This is a genomic window from Blautia sp. AF19-10LB (assembly GCF_003461245.1).
Taxonomy (GTDB): domain Bacteria; phylum Bacillota; class Clostridia; order Lachnospirales; family Lachnospiraceae; genus Blautia_A; species Blautia_A intestinihominis.
This window is the reverse complement of sequence record NZ_QTWS01000014.1, coordinates 25,183-42,265: the sequence shown is the minus strand read 5'-3', so window position 1 is coordinate 42,265 and position 17,083 is coordinate 25,183. Positions and strand designations below refer to the sequence as shown.

Below are 17,083 nucleotides of genomic sequence, written 5' to 3'. Positions count from 1 at the left end.
TGCATATAATAATGAGGCTTATTGCCAGCCAAGGAAATAAAAAAGAAGTGTGCCGGTACATTTCCCGGCAGCGATCGCTATGATAATGGCAGGAAAACCTTCCGTCAGACGGATCCTTCTGGAAAAAACAGGGAAGACGTCAGCGACTTCCGCCAGCGCGAGGATCCAGCTTCCGAGGAATATCCCGGAAAAGACACCATACAGTATCAGAAACGGGACTCCAAGCGGCAGAGAGATCTCAAAGATCCAGAAAAGATTTCCGAGTACGAATCCAAGCAGGGTCATATCCTCGTAAAGCAGGATAGAATCTGCAGTATGTGTGATCCCGGCATATCTTGGAAGAATGGAAAGTCCGATCATCAGTCCGACAGCACCGCCGGCAATGATAACTCCTGAACATATTCCTGCAAAGCCAAGAAAAATCTGCTGCCACATACAAAAGAACTCCTTTTTTATTGATTTTGATGAGTAGTATGTGAAAATCTGAGAGAATCATACATTAATTCTTAAAAAAATATGAAAACCTGTACTTTTATTTGATTGGATAGTATAATTAAAAGGAATGGGAATGCACGGCATTTTCAATATTATTTATAAGGATGTTACGAGGAGGTTTTGCATGTACGACGCATATTCCCGAATGGAGATCCTGCTAGGTCAGAAGGGAGTTAACCGTCTGAGTACAGCTAAGATTGCTGTTTTCGGTCTGGGAGGTGCAGGCTCCTATACAGTGGAAGCACTGGCACGATGCGGGGTTGGCAGTCTTACACTTGTGGATCATGAGGCAATAACGGTCACAGATATCAACAGGCAGCTTTATGCGCTGCAGTCTACGATCGGCCATAAGAAAGTTCAGATAGCCAAAGAACGGGTCCATAATATAGACGAGGATATTCTGGTTCACACCTATGAAACATATTATAATGAAGACACTATGGGGTTATTCGATCTGAAAGCCTATGATTATATTGTGGATGCAATGGATACTGTTTCATCCAAGATCCTTCTGATAGAGCAGGCTCAGAAATATCAGGTTCCGGTTATCTCATGCCTGGATATGGGGAATAAGCTGAATCCGTCAAGCCTGGAGATCATGGATATCTCACGTGTTGCGGCAGATCCGGCAGTAAAGAAAATGCGTGCGGAACTTCGCAGGAAGGGAGTACGCAGGCTGAAGGTACTGTGCTCCAGAGAACATTCACGCAGAGGTTTTGAATTCAGAAGAAATAAAGAAAATATCGAGAGAAATATCCATGGAAGCATTTCTTTTGTGCCGGGGGTTGCAGGACTTATGACAGCAGGAGAAGTAGTACGGGATATTTTGTCAGAAAAACACAAAAAATAATATGAAGATCAGGAAAATAAGCCTGAGGTTTAAAATAAATAGAAAGATAGAGGATAGCATTTGTGAATGAGCAGATCAGACAGAAATTTTGCCTGCAATTAGGAACAGAGCAGGTGCTCTTTGATGAGCCGATGAAGAAACATACAACTTTTCGTATCGGCGGTCCGGCAGATGTTTTTGTGATGCCGAGAACAATAGAAGAAGTGAGTAAGGCGCTTGAGATATGCAGACAGGAACAGCTGCCATATTTCATACTTGGAAACGGAAGCAATCTTCTGGTCAGCGACCAGGGGTACAGAGGCGTGATTATCCAGCTGGACCGCAATATGGAGGAGATCACAGTAGATGGTACAGAGATCCGTGCAGCAGCGGGGGCGCTTCTTTCTTCCATCGCTGTGGCGGCCAGAAGAGCTTCTCTTGCAGGTTTTGAGTTCGCAGGAGGGATCCCGGGTACACTTGGAGGAGCTGTTGTGATGAATGCGGGTGCATATGGCGGAGAAATGAAGGATGTACTCAAAGAAGTCACTGTGATGACAGGAGACGGCGAAATTCGTGTGATCCCGGCATCAGAGCTTGAGATGGGCTACAGAACAAGCATCATCAAAAAAGCAGGTTATCTTGTGCTCGGCGCAACGATCTCACTTAAGGAAGGTAATCTGGAAGAGATCAAAGCGCTTACCAGAGAACTCAGTGAGAAGCGTACTTCGAAACAGCCGCTTGAATTTCCAAGCGCAGGAAGTACATTCAAACGTCCGGAAGGATATTTTGCAGGCAAGCTGATCATGGACAGCGGTCTTCGCGGATATCAGATCGGAGGAGCGAGAGTATCTGACAAGCATTGTGGTTTTGTAATCAACGCAGGAGATGCAACAGCGCAGGATGTTGTGGCACTGATGGATCATGTGACAGAGGTAGTCCGTGAGAAATACGGAGTGACTCTGGAACCAGAAGTGAAATTTTTGGGGGATTTTAACTAAACTGCAAAGCAGTTGAGAAACGGGAGATAAGAGATGCGACTGGTAATTGTTACAGGAATGTCCGGCGCGGGCAAATCTACGGCGATGAAGATGCTGGAAGACGCACAGTATTTCTGTGTGGATAATCTGCCAATCCAGCTGGTGGGGAAATTTGTCTCTCTGGTGTCGGCAAACAAGGGAGAGGATGTTCAGAATGCAGCAATTGGACTGGATGTCCGCAGCGGCAGATATCTGGAGGGGCTGGAAGAAGTACTTGACCAGCTTAAAGCGGAGGGATATAAGTTCGAGATCCTTTTTCTTGATGCAGATGACCGCACACTGGTCAAACGATACAAGGAAACAAGGAGAACACATCCGCTTGCCATGACAGGGCGCGTGGATGAAGGAATACAGAAGGAGCGGGAATGTTTAAGTTTTCTCAAAGAACATGCCGACTATATCATAGATACGACACATCTTCTCACCAGAGAACTCAAAAAAGAACTGGACAAGATCTTTGTAGAAAATGGCAAATTCGACAATATGATGATCTCTGTATTGTCATTTGGATTCAAGTATGGAATCCCGGAGGATGCGGATCTTGTGTTTGATGTGCGATTCCTTCCCAATCCTTATTATGTGGATGAACTGCGGCCGCAGACAGGGATGGATGATGGCGTCTACAATTATGTGATGCAGAACCAGGTGGCACAGGATTTTGCCGACAAACTGGAAGATATGATGAAATTTCTGATTCCGAATTATGCAAAGGAAGGCAAGACCAATCTCGTGATCGCAGTCGGATGCACAGGCGGTAAGCATCGGTCTGTTACACTGGCGCGTGTCCTTTATGACCGCCTTCATGCAGAAAGGGGATATGGGATCCGCCTGGAACACAGGGACATCGGTAAGGATGCGCTTCGCAAAAAATAAGTAATATAAGAACAGGAGAGAACGGGAATTGTCTTTTTCAGGGATGGTGAAAGAAGAACTTTCCAGGCAGGTCAGCACAGCAAGACACTGCAGGATCGCAGAAATAGCTGCACTTTTGAGTGCCTGTGGCAGAATGACAGCAGACGGGATCCTGCATTTTCAGACTGAAAATTATGCTGTTGTAAGAAAGTACTTTACATTGTTGACAAAAACCTTTAATATAGATACAGCAATAGCTATTCGGGAAAGCTGTCAGATGAAAAAAGGAAAAGTATATTTTGTCGAAATTGCAGACCCGGCACAGATAGAGACTGTACTTCAGGGGACGAAACTTTCTGTAGATAAATGTAGCGGAGAAACGTTATATGCAGGCAATGGGCTCGTTATACAGCAGAGCTGCTGTAAGCGGGCTTTTATCCGCGGGGCGTTTCTGGCATCCGGTTCGATCAGTGATCCGGAGAAAGGGTATCATTTTGAAATCGTCTGTTCAGACGAGCAGAAAGCAGAGCAGCTTCGGGAACTTATCCGCAGCTTTGAGATCGATGCCAAAATTGTCATGCGCAAGAAGTCATATGTGGTCTATGTGAAAGAGGGCGCGCAGATCGTAGATATGCTGGCAGTTATGGAGGCAAATGTAGCTTTGATGAACCTTGAGAATATCAGGATCGTCAAGGAAATGCGAAATACTGTCAACAGGAAAGTAAACTGTGAAACAGCGAATATCAACAAAACGGTGAATGCAGCAGTGAAGCAGACAGAGGACATCAGATTGATTCAGGAAAAGATGGGGTTTCACAATCTGAACGAAGGTCTTGCTGAGATCGCGGAGCTGAGACTGCAGTATCCGGAAGCTACACTAAAAGAATTAGGTATGATGTTAAATCCGCAGGTTGGGAAGTCGGGGGTAAATCACCGCTTAAGAAAGCTCAGCCAGATCGCTGACGGACTGCGGGTGAACGAGGAGGAGTTATTATGATTAAAAAACCAATCACTATTCAACTGTCTACAGGACTTGAAGCACGTCCGGTTGCACAACTGGTACAGGTTGCAAGCCAGTTTAACAGTGAGATCTATGTTGAGATTGGAAGAAAGAAAGTAAATGCCAAGAGTATTATGGGAATGATGACATTAGGGCTGGACGCAGGTGAAGAGATCACACTTTCTGCAAATGGCGATGACGAAGAAGCAGCCATGACAAGCATAGAGAAGTATTTAAGCAACAATCAGTAATAAAAGAATCATAGCAGAATAATAAGAAGCATTGCCCGGAAGAAGACCAGTCCGGTGTAATGCTTTTTTATATTTCAGACATTGCCGGAAATACAAGATTATAATTGACCATAAAACAAAAACAAGGTATAATATTAAAATGTTAATGAATGTAAACCAAAAGCGAGGGAGATACCAATGTCTAAATTTTTGAAGTTTATTGTACATTTCGTAATTATATGTACGATCGCCCTGATACTCGGTATGGCACTGCCGCCATTTTTCGGAGTTACAACGGTGATTGTAGACAGCACAGATAAGGCCACTAATCTGCCGATGGGATCCATAACGTATGCGATACCGGTAAAGACAGAAGAGGTAACAGCAGGGACTCCGATTCTGGTAAAGAAGGATTCCATGACATACCGTTATAATCTTGTAAATGTAAACAGAGAGAATAACACAGGTACAGTGATTGATTCAAGTGCGTCTGCACAGAGCAATATCACAGTTTCTGTCAAGAACTGGGTGCAGAAGGTTGTAGTTACAATTCCTTTCGTGGGATATATCCTGACTGCGACAGAGAGCACAGAAGGACTGATCATTCTTGGTCTGGTAGTCCTTTTCCTCATCATTCTCTATGTTGTGGCAGAACTTCTCAAGAAAGAACCGGAAGACGAGTACGAAGATCTTGGTGGAGAACGCAGACATGTTAAGACTGCCAAGGAACTTCGTATGGAAGAAAAAGCCCGTGCGAAACGTATGGACGAAGAGGACAGAGAACTTCTTTATGGCGAGAAAGCCCACCGTAAGCAGGCCAAGAAAGAAGAAAAGAAACGCAAAAAGATCCGCACAGGCGGATTTGTAGATGAAATCTATGAGGATGACCTGGAGGAAGAACCGACACAGAAACCACAGCGCCCGGTAAGAAATGTCCAGGTGGCAACAAGCGAGGCACATGAACTTCTGAAGAAGGAAATTGCTGCTGCTACCGCAGAGGATTCCGATAATGACCAGGATGTATATGAGACCACAGGGAACTATACAGAGGATCTCCCGGAGATCCAGGAGTCTGAGGAAGAACCGGAAGAAGAGAAACCAGTAGAGATCAGGAAAATGGCGATCCCGAGTTACTCTGCTTCCCAGCTCGCTGACAAAGCAAGAAAGGCCGGCGATGCTCCGGATATCGTAAGAGATTCCATTACCAAGGTCACTTTGTTTGACTATTCCGATATCATCGGTGGTGATGAGGAATCCGAAGAATAACTGAATAATATCCTATTATATATAGGAAGAAAAATGTTAAATGAGATGCAGTGAGGGGATACAGAATCCTTTCACTGCATTTTGCACTATAATAAGAAGAAAGTACCATAAATTATTGTGCACAAATTTCTTCAAAAAAATAAAAAAAAGACTTGCATAATTCGGAATCATCGTATATACTAATATTTGCTGTGACATGATAGCTATGAAGCGCGAGGTTGCTGCCAGTTACCGGCAGGTTTTCCGTGGAGCGAATGTCAAGTTAGGAAACTGACGACAAGTCACTGTACAAGTTCAGAAACCATCATCGGGATGGACGTGTGGATAAATGTCGCATGACACACACGGAGATGTGTACAGTCGCCGCTTGTCGTACTGCATAATTGAGTACGAATAGGAGGAGACTTTTTTTATGGCAAATCAGGTAATGAGAATCACTTTAAAAGCTTACGATCATCAGTTAGTAGATGCATCCGCAGCAAAAATCATCGATACTGTTAAAAAGAATGGAGCAACTGTTAGCGGACCGGTTCCGCTTCCGACAAAGAAGGAAGTTGTTACAATCTTAAGAGCTGTTCACAAATACAAAGATTCCAGAGAGCAGTTCGAGCAGAGAACTCATAAGAGACTCATCGATATCATGACACCAACCCAGAAAACAGTAGATGCACTTTCCAGACTGGAAATGCCTGCAGGTGTTCACATCGATATCAAGATGAAAACCAAATAATTTAACTCGTTTTTAAATGTCCATCGGGCATTTCAAAAAACTATATGATTGCCTTTATGGTAATCCGCTATAAGGAGGAAGAAAGAAATGAAGAAAGCTATTTTAGCTACTAAAGTCGGAATGACTCAGATCTTCAATGAAGACGGACAGTTAATTCCGGTAACCGTTTTACAGGCTGGTCCATGCGTTGTAACTCAGGTTAAGACAGAGGAAAACGACGGATACGCATCAGTTCAGGTAGGATACGGCGACATCAGAGAAAAACTGGTGAACAAACCGGAAAAAGGTCACTTCGACAAAGCTGGAGTTGCTGTTAAGAGATTCGTTAAAGAATTCAGATTCGAAAACGCTGCTGAATATACAGTAGGACAGGAAATCAAAGCTGACATCTTTGCAGCAGGAGATCACATCGATGCTACTGCAATCTCCAAAGGTAAAGGCTTCCAGGGAGCTATCAAGAGACATGGACAGTCCAGAGGACCTATGGCTCACGGTTCCAAATATCATCGTCATGCAGGTTCCAACGGTGCTTGCTCCGATCCGAGCAAAGTATTCAAAGGAAAACACATGCCAGGACATATGGGAAATGTACAGGTAACTGTTCAGAACCTTGAAATCGTTCGTGTAGATACAGAAAACAACTTACTGTTAGTGAAAGGTGCTGTTCCAGGACCTAAGAAATCCATGGTTACCATCAAAGAGACAGTAAAGTCTTTATAATTGAGAAAGGAGGAGCATCAGAATGGCAAACGTAACAGTTTTTAATATGGAAGGCAATGAAGTTGGAACAATGGAACTGAACGATGCAGTGTTCGGTGTTGAGATCAACGAGCATCTTGTTCATCTCGCAGTTGTTCGTCAGCTTGCAAATAAACGCCAGGGTACTCAGAAAGCTAAAACACGTTCTGAAGTAAGCGGCGGCGGAAGAAAACCGTGGAGACAGAAAGGAACAGGTCATGCAAGACAGGGTTCCATCCGTGCACCACAGTGGACTGGCGGCGGTGTAGTATTCGCTCCGGTACCGAGAGACTATGAAGTAAAAATGAACAAAAAAGAAAGAAGAGCAGCTCTGAAATCAGCTCTGACTTCTAAAGTTCAGGACAATAAACTGGTTGTTGTAGACAGCCTTACACTTGCAGAAGCTAAGACAAAAGAAATGCAGAAGGTTCTTACAAACCTCAAAGCAGACAAAGCTCTTGTTATCACAGCAGCTGATGACCAGAACGTAGCAATCTCTGCAAGAAACATCGCAGATGTACAGACTGCAACAGTAAATACTATGAATGTATATGATGTTATGAAACACAATACAGTAGTAGTTACCAAAGATGCAGTAGCATCCATCGAGGAGGTGTACGCATAATGGCAGATATTAAGTATTATGATGTGATCCTGAAACCGGTTATCACAGAAAAATCCATGAACGCCATGGGAGAAAAGAAATACACATTCCTGGTACATCCGGAAGCAAACAAGTCTCAGATCAAAGAGGCTGTTGAGAAAATGTTCGAAGGAACAAAAGTTAAGAGCGTAAATACCATGAACATGGATGGTAAGAAAAAACGCCGTGGAGCAGTTGTTGGAAAAACAGCTAAAACCAAAAAAGCGATCGTAGCTCTTACAGAAGAAAGCAAAGATATCGAGATCTTCGAGGGACTTTAATCCCAGCTTTCTCAAATGACTATGTGCACGAAAGCACGATAAGAAATTCGAAAGGAGAAACATCATGGGAATCAAAACCTATAACCCATATACACCTTCCAGAAGACATATGACTGGATCTGATTTCTCTGAGATTACAGCAAGCACCCCTGAGAAATCCTTAGTCGTATCTCTGAAGAAAAACGCTGGTCGTAACAACCAGGGTAAAATCACTGTTAGACACCGCGGAGGCGGAAGTAGAAGAAAATACAGAATCATCGACTTCAAGAGAAGAAAAGATGGTATTGCTGCTACAGTTAAAACAATTGAGTACGATCCAAACAGAACAGCTAACATCGCTCTGATCAGCTACGCTGATGGCGAGAAAGCATATATCCTTGCACCGGAAGGACTGAAAGTCGGACAGAAAGTTATGAATGGTCCGGAAGCAGAAATCCGTGTAGGAAACTGCCTGCCACTGGAGCTTATCCCGGTTGGTACTATGGTTCATAACATTGAGCTTCATCCTGGAAAGGGCGGACAGATGGTTCGTTCCGCTGGAAACGGTGCTCAGCTTATGGCTAAAGAAGGCAAATACGCAACATTAAGATTACCGTCAGGTGAAATGAGAATGGTTCCGCTTGTATGCCGCGCTTCTATCGGAGTTGTTGGTAACGGCGACCACAACCTTATCAATGTTGGTAAAGCTGGACGTAAACGTCACATGGGAATCAGACCTACAGTTCGTGGTTCCGTAATGAACCCGAATGACCATCCGCATGGTGGTGGTGAAGGAAAGACCGGAATCGGTCGTCCAGGTCCGTGCACACCATGGGGCAAACCTGCTCTTGGTCTGAAGACCAGAAAGAAAAACAAACAGTCCAACAAGCTCATCGTAAGAAGACGCGATGGAAAAGCTTTATCAAAATAATAAGGAGGGTACAGAATGTCTCGTTCATTGAAAAAAGGACCTTTCGCAGACGCAAGCCTGCTTAAAAAGGTTGACGCTCTGAATGCTGCAAATGATAAATCTGTGATCAAAACATGGTCACGTCGTTCCACTATCTTCCCGTCCTTCGTAGGACACACAATTGCAGTACATGACGGAAGAAAACACGTTCCGGTATATGTAACAGAAGATATGGTAGGACACAAACTTGGTGAGTTTGTAGCTACAAGAACTTACAGAGGACACGGAAAAGACGAAAAGAAATCCGGCGTTCGCTAGAATTAATTTAAAATAAATAATCTGCCTGTTGTCCCGCAAGGGGGCAGCAAGGCGGTGTTACCAGATATCGATTAATTGGAAAGGAGGCACTTTAAAATGGCAAAGGGACATAGAAGCCAGATTAAGAGAGCCAGAAATGAGAGTAATAGAGAGACAAGACCGTCTGCAAAATTATCTTATGCAAGAATTTCTGTTCAGAAAGCCTGCTATGTATTAGATGCAATCCGTGGTAAAGACGTGCAGACAGCACTTGGTATCCTCACATATAATCCGAGATACGCATCCAGCGTTCTGAAGAAACTGCTTGAGTCAGCAGTCGCAAACGCAGAAAACAATAACGGAATGAGCGCAGATAACCTCTACGTTGCAGCGTGCTATGCAAACAAAGGACCTACAATGAAACGTATTCAGCCAAGAGCACAGGGTAGAGCTTACAGAATCGAAAAGAGAACAAGCCATATCACCATCGTGCTGGATGAAAGATAAGGAGGAAAAGCATGGGACAGAAAGTTAACCCACATGGCCTTAGAGTCGGTGTTATCAAGGATTGGGATTCCAGATGGTATGCAGAAGCAGATTTTGCAGATTACCTGGTTGAAGACTATAATATCAGAACATTTTTAAAGAAAAAACTTTACAGTGCAGGTGTTTCCAAGATTGAGATCGAGAGAGCATCTGACAGAGTTAAGATCATCATCTACACTGCTAAACCGGGTATCGTAATCGGTAAGGGCGGATCTGAGATCGAAAAAGTTAAAGCTGAATTACAGAAATACACAGATAAGAAACTCATCGTAGACATCAAAGAAGTTAAGAGACCTGACAGAGATGCACAGCTTGTTGCTGAGAACATTGCACTTCAGCTTGAGAACCGTATCTCCTTCAGACGTGCTATGAAGTCTACAATGCAGAGAACAATGAAAGCAGGAGCAAAGGGAATCAAAACATCCGTATCCGGACGTCTTGGTGGAGCTGATATGGCTCGTACAGAGTTCTACAGCGAGGGAACAATCCCGCTTCAGACACTTCGTGCTGACATTGATTATGGATTTGCAGAAGCTGACACAACTTACGGAAAAGTTGGTGTAAAAGCTTGGGTATACAACGGTGAAGTACTTCCTACTAAAGGAAATAAGGAAGGGAGCGATAAATAATGTTAATGCCAAAAAGAGTAAAACGTCGTAAACAGTTCCGTGGCTCCATGAGAGGTAAAGCCCTTAGAGGTAATAAGATCAACTATGGTGAATTCGGACTTGTTGCTACCGAACCTTGCTGGATCAGATCTAACCAGATCGAAGCAGCCCGTGTTGCCATGACACGTTACATCAAACGTGGTGGTCAGGTTTGGATTAAGATTTTCCCGGATAAACCAGTAACAGCGAAACCAGCAGAAACACGTATGGGTTCCGGAAAAGGTACCCTTGAATACTGGGTAGCAGTTGTTAAGCCAGGACGTGTAATGTTCGAAATCGCAGGCGTTTCTGAAGAGATCGCTCGTGAAGCATTACGTCTTGCAATGCACAAGTTACCATGTAAATGTAAAATCGTTTCTCGTGCAGACTTAGAAGGCGGTGATAACAGTGAAAATTAATAAATTCGTAGAAGATTTAAAGGCAAAATCAGCTGCAGAATTAAATGAAGAATTAGTAGCTGCTAAGAAAGAACTTTTCAATCTGAGATTTCAGAATGCAACCAATCAGTTAGACAATACAAGCAGAATCAAAGAGGTTCGCAAAAATATTGCCAGAATCCAGACAGTAATCACTGAGCAGGCAAACGCTGCTAAATAGTGAATAGTAGGAGGAAATAATCGTGGAAAGAAATCTGAGAAAGACCCGTGTGGGTAAGGTTGTCAGCAATAAGATGGACAAGACCATTGTTGTTGCTATCGAAGACCATGTAAAACATCCTCTTTACAAAAAAATCGTAAAGAGAACATATAAGCTCAAAGCTCATGATGAGAACAATGAGTGCAATATCGGTGATACCGTTAAAGTAATGGAAACCAGACCGCTGTCCAAAGACAAAAGATGGAGACTGGTTGAGATCGTAGAGAAAGTGAAATAAGGAGGAAACCAGTATGATTCAGCAGGAAACTAGACTGAAAGTTGCCGACAACACTGGTGCAAAAGAAATCCTTTGTATCCGTGTTATGGGTGGCTCTACAAGAAGATATGCAAACATCGGTGATACTATCGTTGCTACTGTTAAAGATGCAACACCAGGCGGCGTTGTTAAAAAAGGTGACGTAGTTAAAGCTGTTGTTGTTCGTACCAAAAAAGGCGCTCGTCGTAAAGACGGATCTTACATCCGTTTCGATGAAAACGCAGCCGTAATCATTAAAGACGATTTAACTCCGAAAGGAACACGTATCTTTGGACCAGTTGCCAGAGAGCTTCGTGAGAAGAAATTCATGAAGATCGTTTCCTTAGCTCCGGAAGTATTATAGGAGGGTGCCTAATGTCAGCTATGAAAATTAAAAAAGGCGACACTGTTAAAGTAATCGCTGGTAAAGATAAAGGCAAAGAAGGCAAAGTTCTTGCCGTTAACGTAAAAGACAACACCGTAATCGTTGAAGGTATCAACATGGTTACAAAGCACAACAAACCATCAGCAGCAAACCAGGCTGGCGGAATCACAACAAAAGAAGCTGCTCTTCACGTTTCCAACGTAATGCTCGTTATAGACGGAAAAGCAACAAGAGTTGGATTCCAGATGGATGGAGACAAAAAAGTACGTGTTGCTAAAGCAACAGGTAAAGTAATCGATTAATTAAGAGAGGAGGCATGACAAGTGAGTAGATTAAAAGAACTTTACAAAAATGAGATCATGGATGCCATGACCAAAAAATTTGAATATAAAAACGTTATGGAAGTGCCAAAACTCGATAAGATCGTTATCAACATGGGTGTTGGTGAAGCTAAAGAAAACGCTAAGCTTCTTGATGCAGCAATCGCTGATATGGAACTGATCACAGGTCAGAAAGCAATCGCTACAAAAGCTAAAAAATCAGTAGCTAACTTCAAAATCAGAGAGGGTATGCCGATCGGTTGTAAGGTTACCTTAAGAGGCGAGAAGATGTATGAATTCGCTGATCGTCTTATCAACCTTGCTCTTCCTCGTGTACGTGACTTCCGTGGTGTTAACCCGAACGCTTTCGATGGAAGAGGAAACTACGCACTGGGAATCAAAGAACAGCTTATCTTCCCAGAAGTTGAGTACGATAAGGTAGACAAAGTAAGAGGTATGGACATCATCTTCGTTACAACTGCTAAGACAGACGAAGAGGCTCGTGAGCTGTTAACTCAGTTCAATATGCCTTTTGCTAAATAAGGAGGAGAATTCTAATGGCTAAAACAGCAATGAAAATCAAACAGCAGCGCAAACAGAAATTCTCCACAAGAGAATACAGCCGCTGCAGAATCTGTGGACGTCCACACGCATACCTGAGAAAATACGGTATCTGCCGTATCTGCTTCCGTGAACTGGCATACAAAGGTCAGATCCCGGGTGTTAAAAAAGCTTCTTGGTAGGCCGAAAGCAACTTAATGAATGCAAGCCATTAGGCGCAGCATGAATTTAGTGCGAGGTCCTTCCCGAACCTTAACGAAACCGAGTGTAAACGAAGGTTGAGTTTAGTTGAGGGAAGTGGTGCAAATTTGTTAAAACTAAAGTTATTATATTAATCATGTAAAGTCTGAGAAGAGAATAATAGGAGGAAACTAACATGACAATGAGTGATCCAATCGCAGATATGCTTACAAGAATCCGTAACGCTAACACTGCAAAACATGATACAGTAGATGTTCCGGCATCCAAAATGAAAATCGCAATCGCAAACATCCTTGTAGATGAAGGATACATTGCAAAATACGATCTGATCGAAGATGGCGTATTCAAAACCATCCATATCACACTGAAATACGGTGAGACAAAGAATGACAAGATCATCACAGGACTTAAGAGAATCTCCAAACCAGGTCTTCGTATCTACGCTGGTAAAGATGAGCTCCCGAGAGTACTTGGCGGACTTGGAATCGCAATCCTTTCCACAAACAAAGGTGTAATCACTGACAAAGAAGCTCGTAAACTTCAGGTTGGTGGAGAAGTTCTTGCTTTCGTTTGGTAATCAGACCGAAAGCATTTGACCTACGAAACTTAATGAGCCCAGCGCGTAAGCGCACGGGCGAATTTAAGGATAGATACAAACTGAAAACAGAGAGAAATGAAAACTTTTCTCTCCGACAATTTAAGTAAGGAGGACAATATTATGTCACGAATCGGAAGACTTCCGGTAGCTATTCCGGCAGGCGTTGAAGTAAGCGTAGCTGCAGGTAACGTAGTAACCGTTAAAGGTCCTAAAGGAACACTCGAAAGAGCACTTCCAACCGAAATGGAAATCAAAGTAGAAGATGGTCATGTAGTAGTTACAAGACCGAACGATCTTAAGAAAATGAAAGCATTACACGGTCTGACAAGAAGCCTTATTCACAACATGGTTGTTGGTGTAAGCGAAGGCTACACAAAAGAGCTTGAAGTCAACGGTGTAGGTTATAGAGCACAGAAACAGGGCAAGAAACTTGTTCTTTCTCTGGGATATTCTCACCCGGTAGAGATGGAAGATCCAGAAGGTCTGGAATCCAAAGTTGATGGAAACAAGATCATCGTTTCCGGTATCAGCAAAGAAAAAGTTGGCCAGTACGCAGCAGAGATCAGAGATAAGAGAAGACCGGAGCCATATAAGGGCAAAGGTATCAAGTATGCTGATGAAGTTATCAGACGTAAAGTCGGTAAGACTGGTAAGAAATAAATAAGGAGAGTGAGAATATGATTAATAAAGCATCCAGAGCGGAAATTCGCGAAAAAAAACATAGAAGAATCCGTCATCATCTCAATGGAACAGCTACTACTCCTAGACTGGCAGTATTCCGTTCCAACAAGCATATGTATGCACAGATCATTGATGACACTGTAGGAAAAACTTTAGTATCTGCTTCTACTCTTCAGAAAGATGTAAAAGCTGAACTGGAAAATACTGATGATGTAAAAGCTGCAGCATACCTTGGAACTGTAATCGGAAAGAAAGCAGTTGAAGCAGGTATCGAGAGCGTTGTCTTCGACAGAGGAGGCTATATCTATCACGGTAAAGTAAAGGCACTGGCAGACGCAGCAAGAGAAGCTGGGCTGAAATTCTAAAAGGGAGGAACAAGACACATGAAACATAATCTTATTGATGCTAGTCAGTTAGAATTAGAAGATAAAGTAGTGTCAATCAAACGTGTTACCAAGGTTGTTAAAGGTGGCCGTAACTTCCGTTTCACAGCTTTAGTTGTAGTAGGTGACGGCAACGGACATGTTGGTGCAGGTTTAGGAAAGGCAGCTGAAATTCCGGAAGCTATCCGCAAAGGAAAAGAAGATGCCATGAAAAAACTGGTTACAGTTGCAAGAGATGAGAACAATTCCATCACTCATGACTATGTAGGTAAATTCGGAAGTGCTGAGATGCTTCTGAAACGTGCTCCGGAAGGTACTGGAGTTATCGCTGGTGGTCCAGCCCGTGCAGTCATCGAGCTTGCAGGAATCAAAAACATCCGTACAAAATGTATGGGATCCAGAAATAAACAGAACGTAGTTCTGGCTACAATCGATGGATTAAGCAAACTGAAAACTCCGGAAGAAGTTGCAAAACTTCGCGGAAAATCTGTAGAAGAGATTCTGGCATAAGGAGGACAAAATAATGGCAAACACATTAAAGGTTACACTTGTTAAGTCTCCAATCGGTGCAGTTCCGAAACACAAAAAGACTGTAGTTGCTATGGGACTTACAAAAATGCACAAAACAGTTGAAATGCCTGACAATGCAGCAACCAGAGGAATGATCCAGCAGGTTCAGCATCTTGTAAAGGTAGAAGAAGCATAAGATATCCAGAGAGTATTTTCAAAAAATAAAAGGAGGTGCCAAAGATGGAATTATCAAACTTAAGACCAGCAGATGGTTCTAAACACAGCGATAACTTCAGAAGAGGCCGTGGACATGGTTCTGGAAACGGTAAAACAGCCGGAAAAGGACATAAAGGACAGTTAGCTCGTTCCGGACACAAGAAACCGGGATTTGAAGGTGGACAGATGCCTTTATACAGACGTCTTCCTAAGAGGGGCTTCAAGAACAGAAATTCTAAAGAGATCATCGCAATCAATGTTGACGTTCTGAATTGTTTTGAGGACGGAGCAGAAGTTACAGTTGAATCTTTACTTGCTACCAGCGCAATCTCCAAAGCAGGAGACGGAGTTAAGATTCTTGGAAACGGTGAACTGACTAAAAAACTTACAGTTAAAGTTAATGCAGTCAGCGAGACCGCAAAAGCAAAAATCGAAGCTGCAGGTGGTACAGTAGAGGTGATTTAATGTTTGAAACTCTTAAAAGTGTTTTTAGAGTAAAAGAGATGCGGAGAAAACTTCTCTACGTCTTATGGATGATTTTAGTCATCCGTATCGGTTCACAGCTCCCGATTCCGGGTGTGGACAGTGATGTATTCAAACAGTGGTTTCGGAGTAATACCGGTGATGCATTCAATTTCTTTGATGCATTCACCGGTGGCTCTTTTGAGAGCATGTCCGTATTCGCATTGAACATTACACCGTACATTACTTCTTCCATTATCATTCAGCTTCTTACAATTGCAATTCCTGCTCTGGAGGAAATGCACAGAGATGGTGAAGAGGGAAGAAAAAAGATGACAGCGATTACCCGTTATGTCACAATTGGACTCGCACTGTTTGAGTCTATTGCAATGACAATCGGATTTGCCCGCGGAAATATCGTACAGGATATGAACATTCTTAAGGCAATCGTCGTGATCGCCAGTCTGACAGCAGGATCTGCAATGTTAATGTGGATCGGCGAACGTATCACTGAAAAAGGTGTTGGAAATGGTATTTCTATCGTACTTGCGGTAAACATCATTTCCCGTATCCCGAGTGATATGACAACTCTTTATGAGAATTTTATTAAGGGGAAAACAATTGCAAAAGGAACACTTGCAGGTGTTATCATCTTCGCAATTATCCTTGTTGTAGTAGTATTTGTCCTTATTCTTAATGGAGCAGAGAGAAGAATTCCTGTTCAGTATTCCAGAAAGATGGTAGGAAGAAAAATGATGGGTGGTCAGTCCACCAATATTCCGCTGAAAGTCAACACTGCCGGCGTTATCCCGATCATCTTTGCTTCTTCCATTATGTCCTTCCCGGGCGTTATCGCGCAGTTTGCCGGTAAAACAAACGGAACTGGCATTGGAAGTGAGATTCTGAGAGGACTTTCCTCAAGTAACTGGTGTAATCCATCCCAGATCAAATATACCTGGGGTCTGCTGGTATACGTAGTACTCTGCGTATTCTTTGCATATTTCTACACTTCCATTACATTCAATCCACTGGAAGTTGCAGATAATATCAAAAAGCAGGGGGGATTTATCCCGGGCATCCGTCCAGGAAAACCTACATCAGATTATTTGACTAAAATGCTAAATTATATTATATTTATAGGTGCGGTAGGTCTGATCATTGTGGCAGTTATTCCGTTCTTCTTCAACGGAGTCTTCGGGGCAAACGTTTCCTTCGGTGGAACATCTATCATCATCGTGGTTGGTGTTGTACTTGAGACTGTGAAACAGATTGAGTCCCAGTTACTTGTCCGCAATTACAAAGGCTTCCTGAACAACTAAAAATGAAGGTTGTGGTGCGTAAGCGTCACAGCCTTGATTTGGTACAGGCGAAAT

Annotated in this window: 29 protein-coding genes; 28 read left to right on the top strand and 1 reads right to left on the bottom strand. The window is 43.0% G+C overall.

The window, feature by feature from the left end:
* Nucleotides 1-18: 18 nt before the first annotated feature.
* Entirely contained in the window at nt 19-435 is a 417-nt protein-coding gene (locus tag DWX28_RS09430) for a stage V sporulation protein AB (RefSeq protein WP_022214147.1), read from the bottom strand.
* A gap of 184 nt (nt 436-619) precedes the next feature.
* Here DWX28_RS09430 and DWX28_RS09425 point away from each other — a divergent pair, with 184 nt between their 5' ends.
* From DWX28_RS09425 to secY, 28 genes are all read left to right on the top strand, one after another.
* Nucleotides 620-1,345 carry a tRNA threonylcarbamoyladenosine dehydratase gene (locus tag DWX28_RS09425; RefSeq protein ID WP_022214146.1) on the top strand — a complete coding sequence of 242 codons (726 nt, stop codon included), beginning with the start codon at nt 620-622 and terminating at the stop codon, nt 1,343-1,345.
* Nucleotides 1,346-1,407: 62 nt separating this feature from the next.
* A complete protein-coding gene (gene murB, locus DWX28_RS09420) occupies nt 1,408-2,322 on the top strand; it encodes a UDP-N-acetylmuramate dehydrogenase (RefSeq protein WP_022214145.1) in 915 nt (304 codons plus the stop codon).
* 33 nt (nt 2,323-2,355) lie between these two features.
* Complete coding sequence (gene rapZ / locus DWX28_RS09415) at nt 2,356-3,234, top strand: RNase adapter RapZ (RefSeq protein ID WP_022214144.1); 879 nt, start codon at nt 2,356-2,358, stop codon at nt 3,232-3,234.
* A 28-nt stretch (nt 3,235-3,262) separates the two neighbouring features.
* Nucleotides 3,263-4,210 (top strand): DNA-binding protein WhiA, encoded by a 948-nt coding sequence (gene whiA / locus DWX28_RS09410; protein ID WP_022214143.1) that lies wholly within the window; start codon nt 3,263-3,265, stop codon nt 4,208-4,210.
* Nucleotides 4,207-4,464 carry an HPr family phosphocarrier protein gene (locus DWX28_RS09405; protein ID WP_022214142.1) on the top strand — a complete coding sequence of 86 codons (258 nt, stop codon included), beginning with the start codon at nt 4,207-4,209 and terminating at the stop codon, nt 4,462-4,464. Before whiA ends, DWX28_RS09405 begins: the two co-directional genes overlap by 4 nt.
* A gap of 177 nt (nt 4,465-4,641) precedes the next feature.
* Nucleotides 4,642-5,709, top strand: coding sequence for a hypothetical protein (locus DWX28_RS09400; RefSeq protein WP_022214141.1), 1,068 nt, complete (start codon nt 4,642-4,644; stop codon nt 5,707-5,709).
* Between the two features lie 412 nt (nt 5,710-6,121).
* Complete coding sequence (gene rpsJ / locus DWX28_RS09395; protein WP_118252541.1) at nt 6,122-6,439, top strand: 30S ribosomal protein S10; 318 nt, start codon at nt 6,122-6,124, stop codon at nt 6,437-6,439.
* A gap of 87 nt (nt 6,440-6,526) precedes the next feature.
* Entirely contained in the window at nt 6,527-7,159 is a 633-nt protein-coding gene (gene rplC, locus DWX28_RS09390; RefSeq protein WP_118252540.1) for a 50S ribosomal protein L3, read from the top strand.
* A gap of 22 nt (nt 7,160-7,181) precedes the next feature.
* Entirely contained in the window at nt 7,182-7,802 is a 621-nt protein-coding gene (rplD, locus tag DWX28_RS09385) for a 50S ribosomal protein L4 (RefSeq protein WP_118252539.1), read from the top strand.
* Complete coding sequence (gene rplW / locus DWX28_RS09380) at nt 7,802-8,101, top strand: 50S ribosomal protein L23 (protein WP_118252538.1); 300 nt, start codon at nt 7,802-7,804, stop codon at nt 8,099-8,101. The genes rplD and rplW overlap by 1 nt, the downstream gene beginning before the upstream one ends.
* Before the next feature lie 64 nt (nt 8,102-8,165).
* Complete coding sequence (rplB, locus tag DWX28_RS09375; protein ID WP_118252537.1) at nt 8,166-9,011, top strand: 50S ribosomal protein L2; 846 nt, start codon at nt 8,166-8,168, stop codon at nt 9,009-9,011.
* Between the two features lie 15 nt (nt 9,012-9,026).
* Nucleotides 9,027-9,308, top strand: coding sequence for a 30S ribosomal protein S19 (rpsS, locus tag DWX28_RS09370; RefSeq protein ID WP_008707255.1), 282 nt, complete (start codon nt 9,027-9,029; stop codon nt 9,306-9,308).
* Between the two features lie 96 nt (nt 9,309-9,404).
* Nucleotides 9,405-9,794, top strand: a complete 390-nt coding sequence (gene rplV / locus DWX28_RS09365) for a 50S ribosomal protein L22 (protein WP_118252536.1) — start codon at nt 9,405-9,407, stop codon at nt 9,792-9,794.
* Between the two features lie 11 nt (nt 9,795-9,805).
* The gene (gene rpsC, locus DWX28_RS09360) at nt 9,806-10,462 is read left to right on the top strand and encodes a 30S ribosomal protein S3 (protein WP_005424980.1); all 657 of its coding nucleotides are present in this window, start codon (nt 9,806-9,808) and stop codon (nt 10,460-10,462) included.
* Nucleotides 10,462-10,899: a 50S ribosomal protein L16 gene (gene rplP, locus DWX28_RS09355; RefSeq protein ID WP_019162497.1), complete on the top strand. Its 438-nt coding sequence runs from the start codon at nt 10,462-10,464 to the stop codon at nt 10,897-10,899. The genes rpsC and rplP overlap by 1 nt, the downstream gene beginning before the upstream one ends.
* Nucleotides 10,889-11,098 carry a 50S ribosomal protein L29 gene (gene rpmC / locus DWX28_RS09350; protein ID WP_022067328.1) on the top strand — a complete coding sequence of 70 codons (210 nt, stop codon included), beginning with the start codon at nt 10,889-10,891 and terminating at the stop codon, nt 11,096-11,098. Before rplP ends, rpmC begins: the two co-directional genes overlap by 11 nt.
* 22 nt (nt 11,099-11,120) lie before the next feature.
* The gene (gene rpsQ / locus DWX28_RS09345) at nt 11,121-11,375 is read left to right on the top strand and encodes a 30S ribosomal protein S17 (protein WP_008707264.1); all 255 of its coding nucleotides are present in this window, start codon (nt 11,121-11,123) and stop codon (nt 11,373-11,375) included.
* A 13-nt stretch (nt 11,376-11,388) separates the two neighbouring features.
* Nucleotides 11,389-11,757: a 50S ribosomal protein L14 gene (gene rplN, locus DWX28_RS09340; RefSeq protein WP_005424985.1), complete on the top strand. Its 369-nt coding sequence runs from the start codon at nt 11,389-11,391 to the stop codon at nt 11,755-11,757.
* Between the two features lie 11 nt (nt 11,758-11,768).
* Nucleotides 11,769-12,080 (top strand): 50S ribosomal protein L24, encoded by a 312-nt coding sequence (rplX, locus tag DWX28_RS09335; RefSeq protein ID WP_118252535.1) that lies wholly within the window; start codon nt 11,769-11,771, stop codon nt 12,078-12,080.
* Nucleotides 12,081-12,101: 21 nt separating this feature from the next.
* Complete coding sequence (gene rplE, locus DWX28_RS09330) at nt 12,102-12,641, top strand: 50S ribosomal protein L5 (protein WP_118252534.1); 540 nt, start codon at nt 12,102-12,104, stop codon at nt 12,639-12,641.
* A gap of 14 nt (nt 12,642-12,655) precedes the next feature.
* On the top strand, nt 12,656-12,841 hold the full coding sequence (locus DWX28_RS09325; RefSeq protein WP_005424988.1) for a type Z 30S ribosomal protein S14: 186 nt from the start codon (nt 12,656-12,658) through the stop codon (nt 12,839-12,841).
* A 194-nt stretch (nt 12,842-13,035) separates the two neighbouring features.
* A complete protein-coding gene (gene rpsH, locus DWX28_RS09320; RefSeq protein WP_005424990.1) occupies nt 13,036-13,437 on the top strand; it encodes a 30S ribosomal protein S8 in 402 nt (133 codons plus the stop codon).
* Nucleotides 13,438-13,578: 141 nt separating this feature from the next.
* Entirely contained in the window at nt 13,579-14,118 is a 540-nt protein-coding gene (rplF, locus tag DWX28_RS09315) for a 50S ribosomal protein L6 (protein ID WP_015542257.1), read from the top strand.
* A 17-nt stretch (nt 14,119-14,135) separates the two neighbouring features.
* A complete protein-coding gene (gene rplR / locus DWX28_RS09310; RefSeq protein WP_015542258.1) occupies nt 14,136-14,504 on the top strand; it encodes a 50S ribosomal protein L18 in 369 nt (122 codons plus the stop codon).
* An 18-nt stretch (nt 14,505-14,522) separates the two neighbouring features.
* Nucleotides 14,523-15,032 (top strand): 30S ribosomal protein S5, encoded by a 510-nt coding sequence (rpsE, locus tag DWX28_RS09305; protein ID WP_118252533.1) that lies wholly within the window; start codon nt 14,523-14,525, stop codon nt 15,030-15,032.
* 13 nt (nt 15,033-15,045) lie between these two features.
* Nucleotides 15,046-15,228: a 50S ribosomal protein L30 gene (gene rpmD / locus DWX28_RS09300; RefSeq protein ID WP_118252532.1), complete on the top strand. Its 183-nt coding sequence runs from the start codon at nt 15,046-15,048 to the stop codon at nt 15,226-15,228.
* A gap of 44 nt (nt 15,229-15,272) precedes the next feature.
* Nucleotides 15,273-15,713 carry a 50S ribosomal protein L15 gene (rplO, locus tag DWX28_RS09295; protein ID WP_118252531.1) on the top strand — a complete coding sequence of 147 codons (441 nt, stop codon included), beginning with the start codon at nt 15,273-15,275 and terminating at the stop codon, nt 15,711-15,713.
* On the top strand, nt 15,713-17,029 hold the full coding sequence (gene secY, locus DWX28_RS09290) for a preprotein translocase subunit SecY (protein ID WP_022214200.1): 1,317 nt from the start codon (nt 15,713-15,715) through the stop codon (nt 17,027-17,029). Before rplO ends, secY begins: the two co-directional genes overlap by 1 nt.
* Nucleotides 17,030-17,083 lie beyond the last annotated feature (54 nt).

What these genes read in the sequence shown, in the direction of transcription:
- DWX28_RS09430 (WP_022214147.1), bottom strand. Translation starts at nt 435, where the DNA reads ATGTGGCAGCAGATTTTTCTTGGCTTTGCAGGAATATGTTCAGGAGTT.
- DWX28_RS09425 (WP_022214146.1), top strand. Translation starts at nt 620, where the DNA reads ATGTACGACGCATATTCCCGAATGGAGATCCTGCTAGGTCAGAAGGGA.
- rapZ (WP_022214144.1), top strand. Translation starts at nt 2,356, where the DNA reads ATGCGACTGGTAATTGTTACAGGAATGTCCGGCGCGGGCAAATCTACG.
- DWX28_RS09405 (WP_022214142.1), top strand. Translation starts at nt 4,207, where the DNA reads ATGATTAAAAAACCAATCACTATTCAACTGTCTACAGGACTTGAAGCA.
- DWX28_RS09400 (WP_022214141.1), top strand. Translation starts at nt 4,642, where the DNA reads ATGTCTAAATTTTTGAAGTTTATTGTACATTTCGTAATTATATGTACG.
- rpsJ (WP_118252541.1), top strand. Translation starts at nt 6,122, where the DNA reads ATGGCAAATCAGGTAATGAGAATCACTTTAAAAGCTTACGATCATCAG.
- rplC (WP_118252540.1), top strand. Translation starts at nt 6,527, where the DNA reads ATGAAGAAAGCTATTTTAGCTACTAAAGTCGGAATGACTCAGATCTTC.
- rplD (WP_118252539.1), top strand. Translation starts at nt 7,182, where the DNA reads ATGGCAAACGTAACAGTTTTTAATATGGAAGGCAATGAAGTTGGAACA.
- rplW (WP_118252538.1), top strand. Translation starts at nt 7,802, where the DNA reads ATGGCAGATATTAAGTATTATGATGTGATCCTGAAACCGGTTATCACA.
- rplB (WP_118252537.1), top strand. Translation starts at nt 8,166, where the DNA reads ATGGGAATCAAAACCTATAACCCATATACACCTTCCAGAAGACATATG.
- rpsS (WP_008707255.1), top strand. Translation starts at nt 9,027, where the DNA reads ATGTCTCGTTCATTGAAAAAAGGACCTTTCGCAGACGCAAGCCTGCTT.
- rplV (WP_118252536.1), top strand. Translation starts at nt 9,405, where the DNA reads ATGGCAAAGGGACATAGAAGCCAGATTAAGAGAGCCAGAAATGAGAGT.
- rpsC (WP_005424980.1), top strand. Translation starts at nt 9,806, where the DNA reads ATGGGACAGAAAGTTAACCCACATGGCCTTAGAGTCGGTGTTATCAAG.
- rplP (WP_019162497.1), top strand. Translation starts at nt 10,462, where the DNA reads ATGTTAATGCCAAAAAGAGTAAAACGTCGTAAACAGTTCCGTGGCTCC.
- rplN (WP_005424985.1), top strand. Translation starts at nt 11,389, where the DNA reads ATGATTCAGCAGGAAACTAGACTGAAAGTTGCCGACAACACTGGTGCA.
- rplX (WP_118252535.1), top strand. Translation starts at nt 11,769, where the DNA reads ATGTCAGCTATGAAAATTAAAAAAGGCGACACTGTTAAAGTAATCGCT.
- DWX28_RS09325 (WP_005424988.1), top strand. Translation starts at nt 12,656, where the DNA reads ATGGCTAAAACAGCAATGAAAATCAAACAGCAGCGCAAACAGAAATTC.
- rpsH (WP_005424990.1), top strand. Translation starts at nt 13,036, where the DNA reads ATGACAATGAGTGATCCAATCGCAGATATGCTTACAAGAATCCGTAAC.
- rplF (WP_015542257.1), top strand. Translation starts at nt 13,579, where the DNA reads ATGTCACGAATCGGAAGACTTCCGGTAGCTATTCCGGCAGGCGTTGAA.
- rplR (WP_015542258.1), top strand. Translation starts at nt 14,136, where the DNA reads ATGATTAATAAAGCATCCAGAGCGGAAATTCGCGAAAAAAAACATAGA.
- rpsE (WP_118252533.1), top strand. Translation starts at nt 14,523, where the DNA reads ATGAAACATAATCTTATTGATGCTAGTCAGTTAGAATTAGAAGATAAA.
- rpmD (WP_118252532.1), top strand. Translation starts at nt 15,046, where the DNA reads ATGGCAAACACATTAAAGGTTACACTTGTTAAGTCTCCAATCGGTGCA.
- rplO (WP_118252531.1), top strand. Translation starts at nt 15,273, where the DNA reads ATGGAATTATCAAACTTAAGACCAGCAGATGGTTCTAAACACAGCGAT.
- secY (WP_022214200.1), top strand. Translation starts at nt 15,713, where the DNA reads ATGTTTGAAACTCTTAAAAGTGTTTTTAGAGTAAAAGAGATGCGGAGA.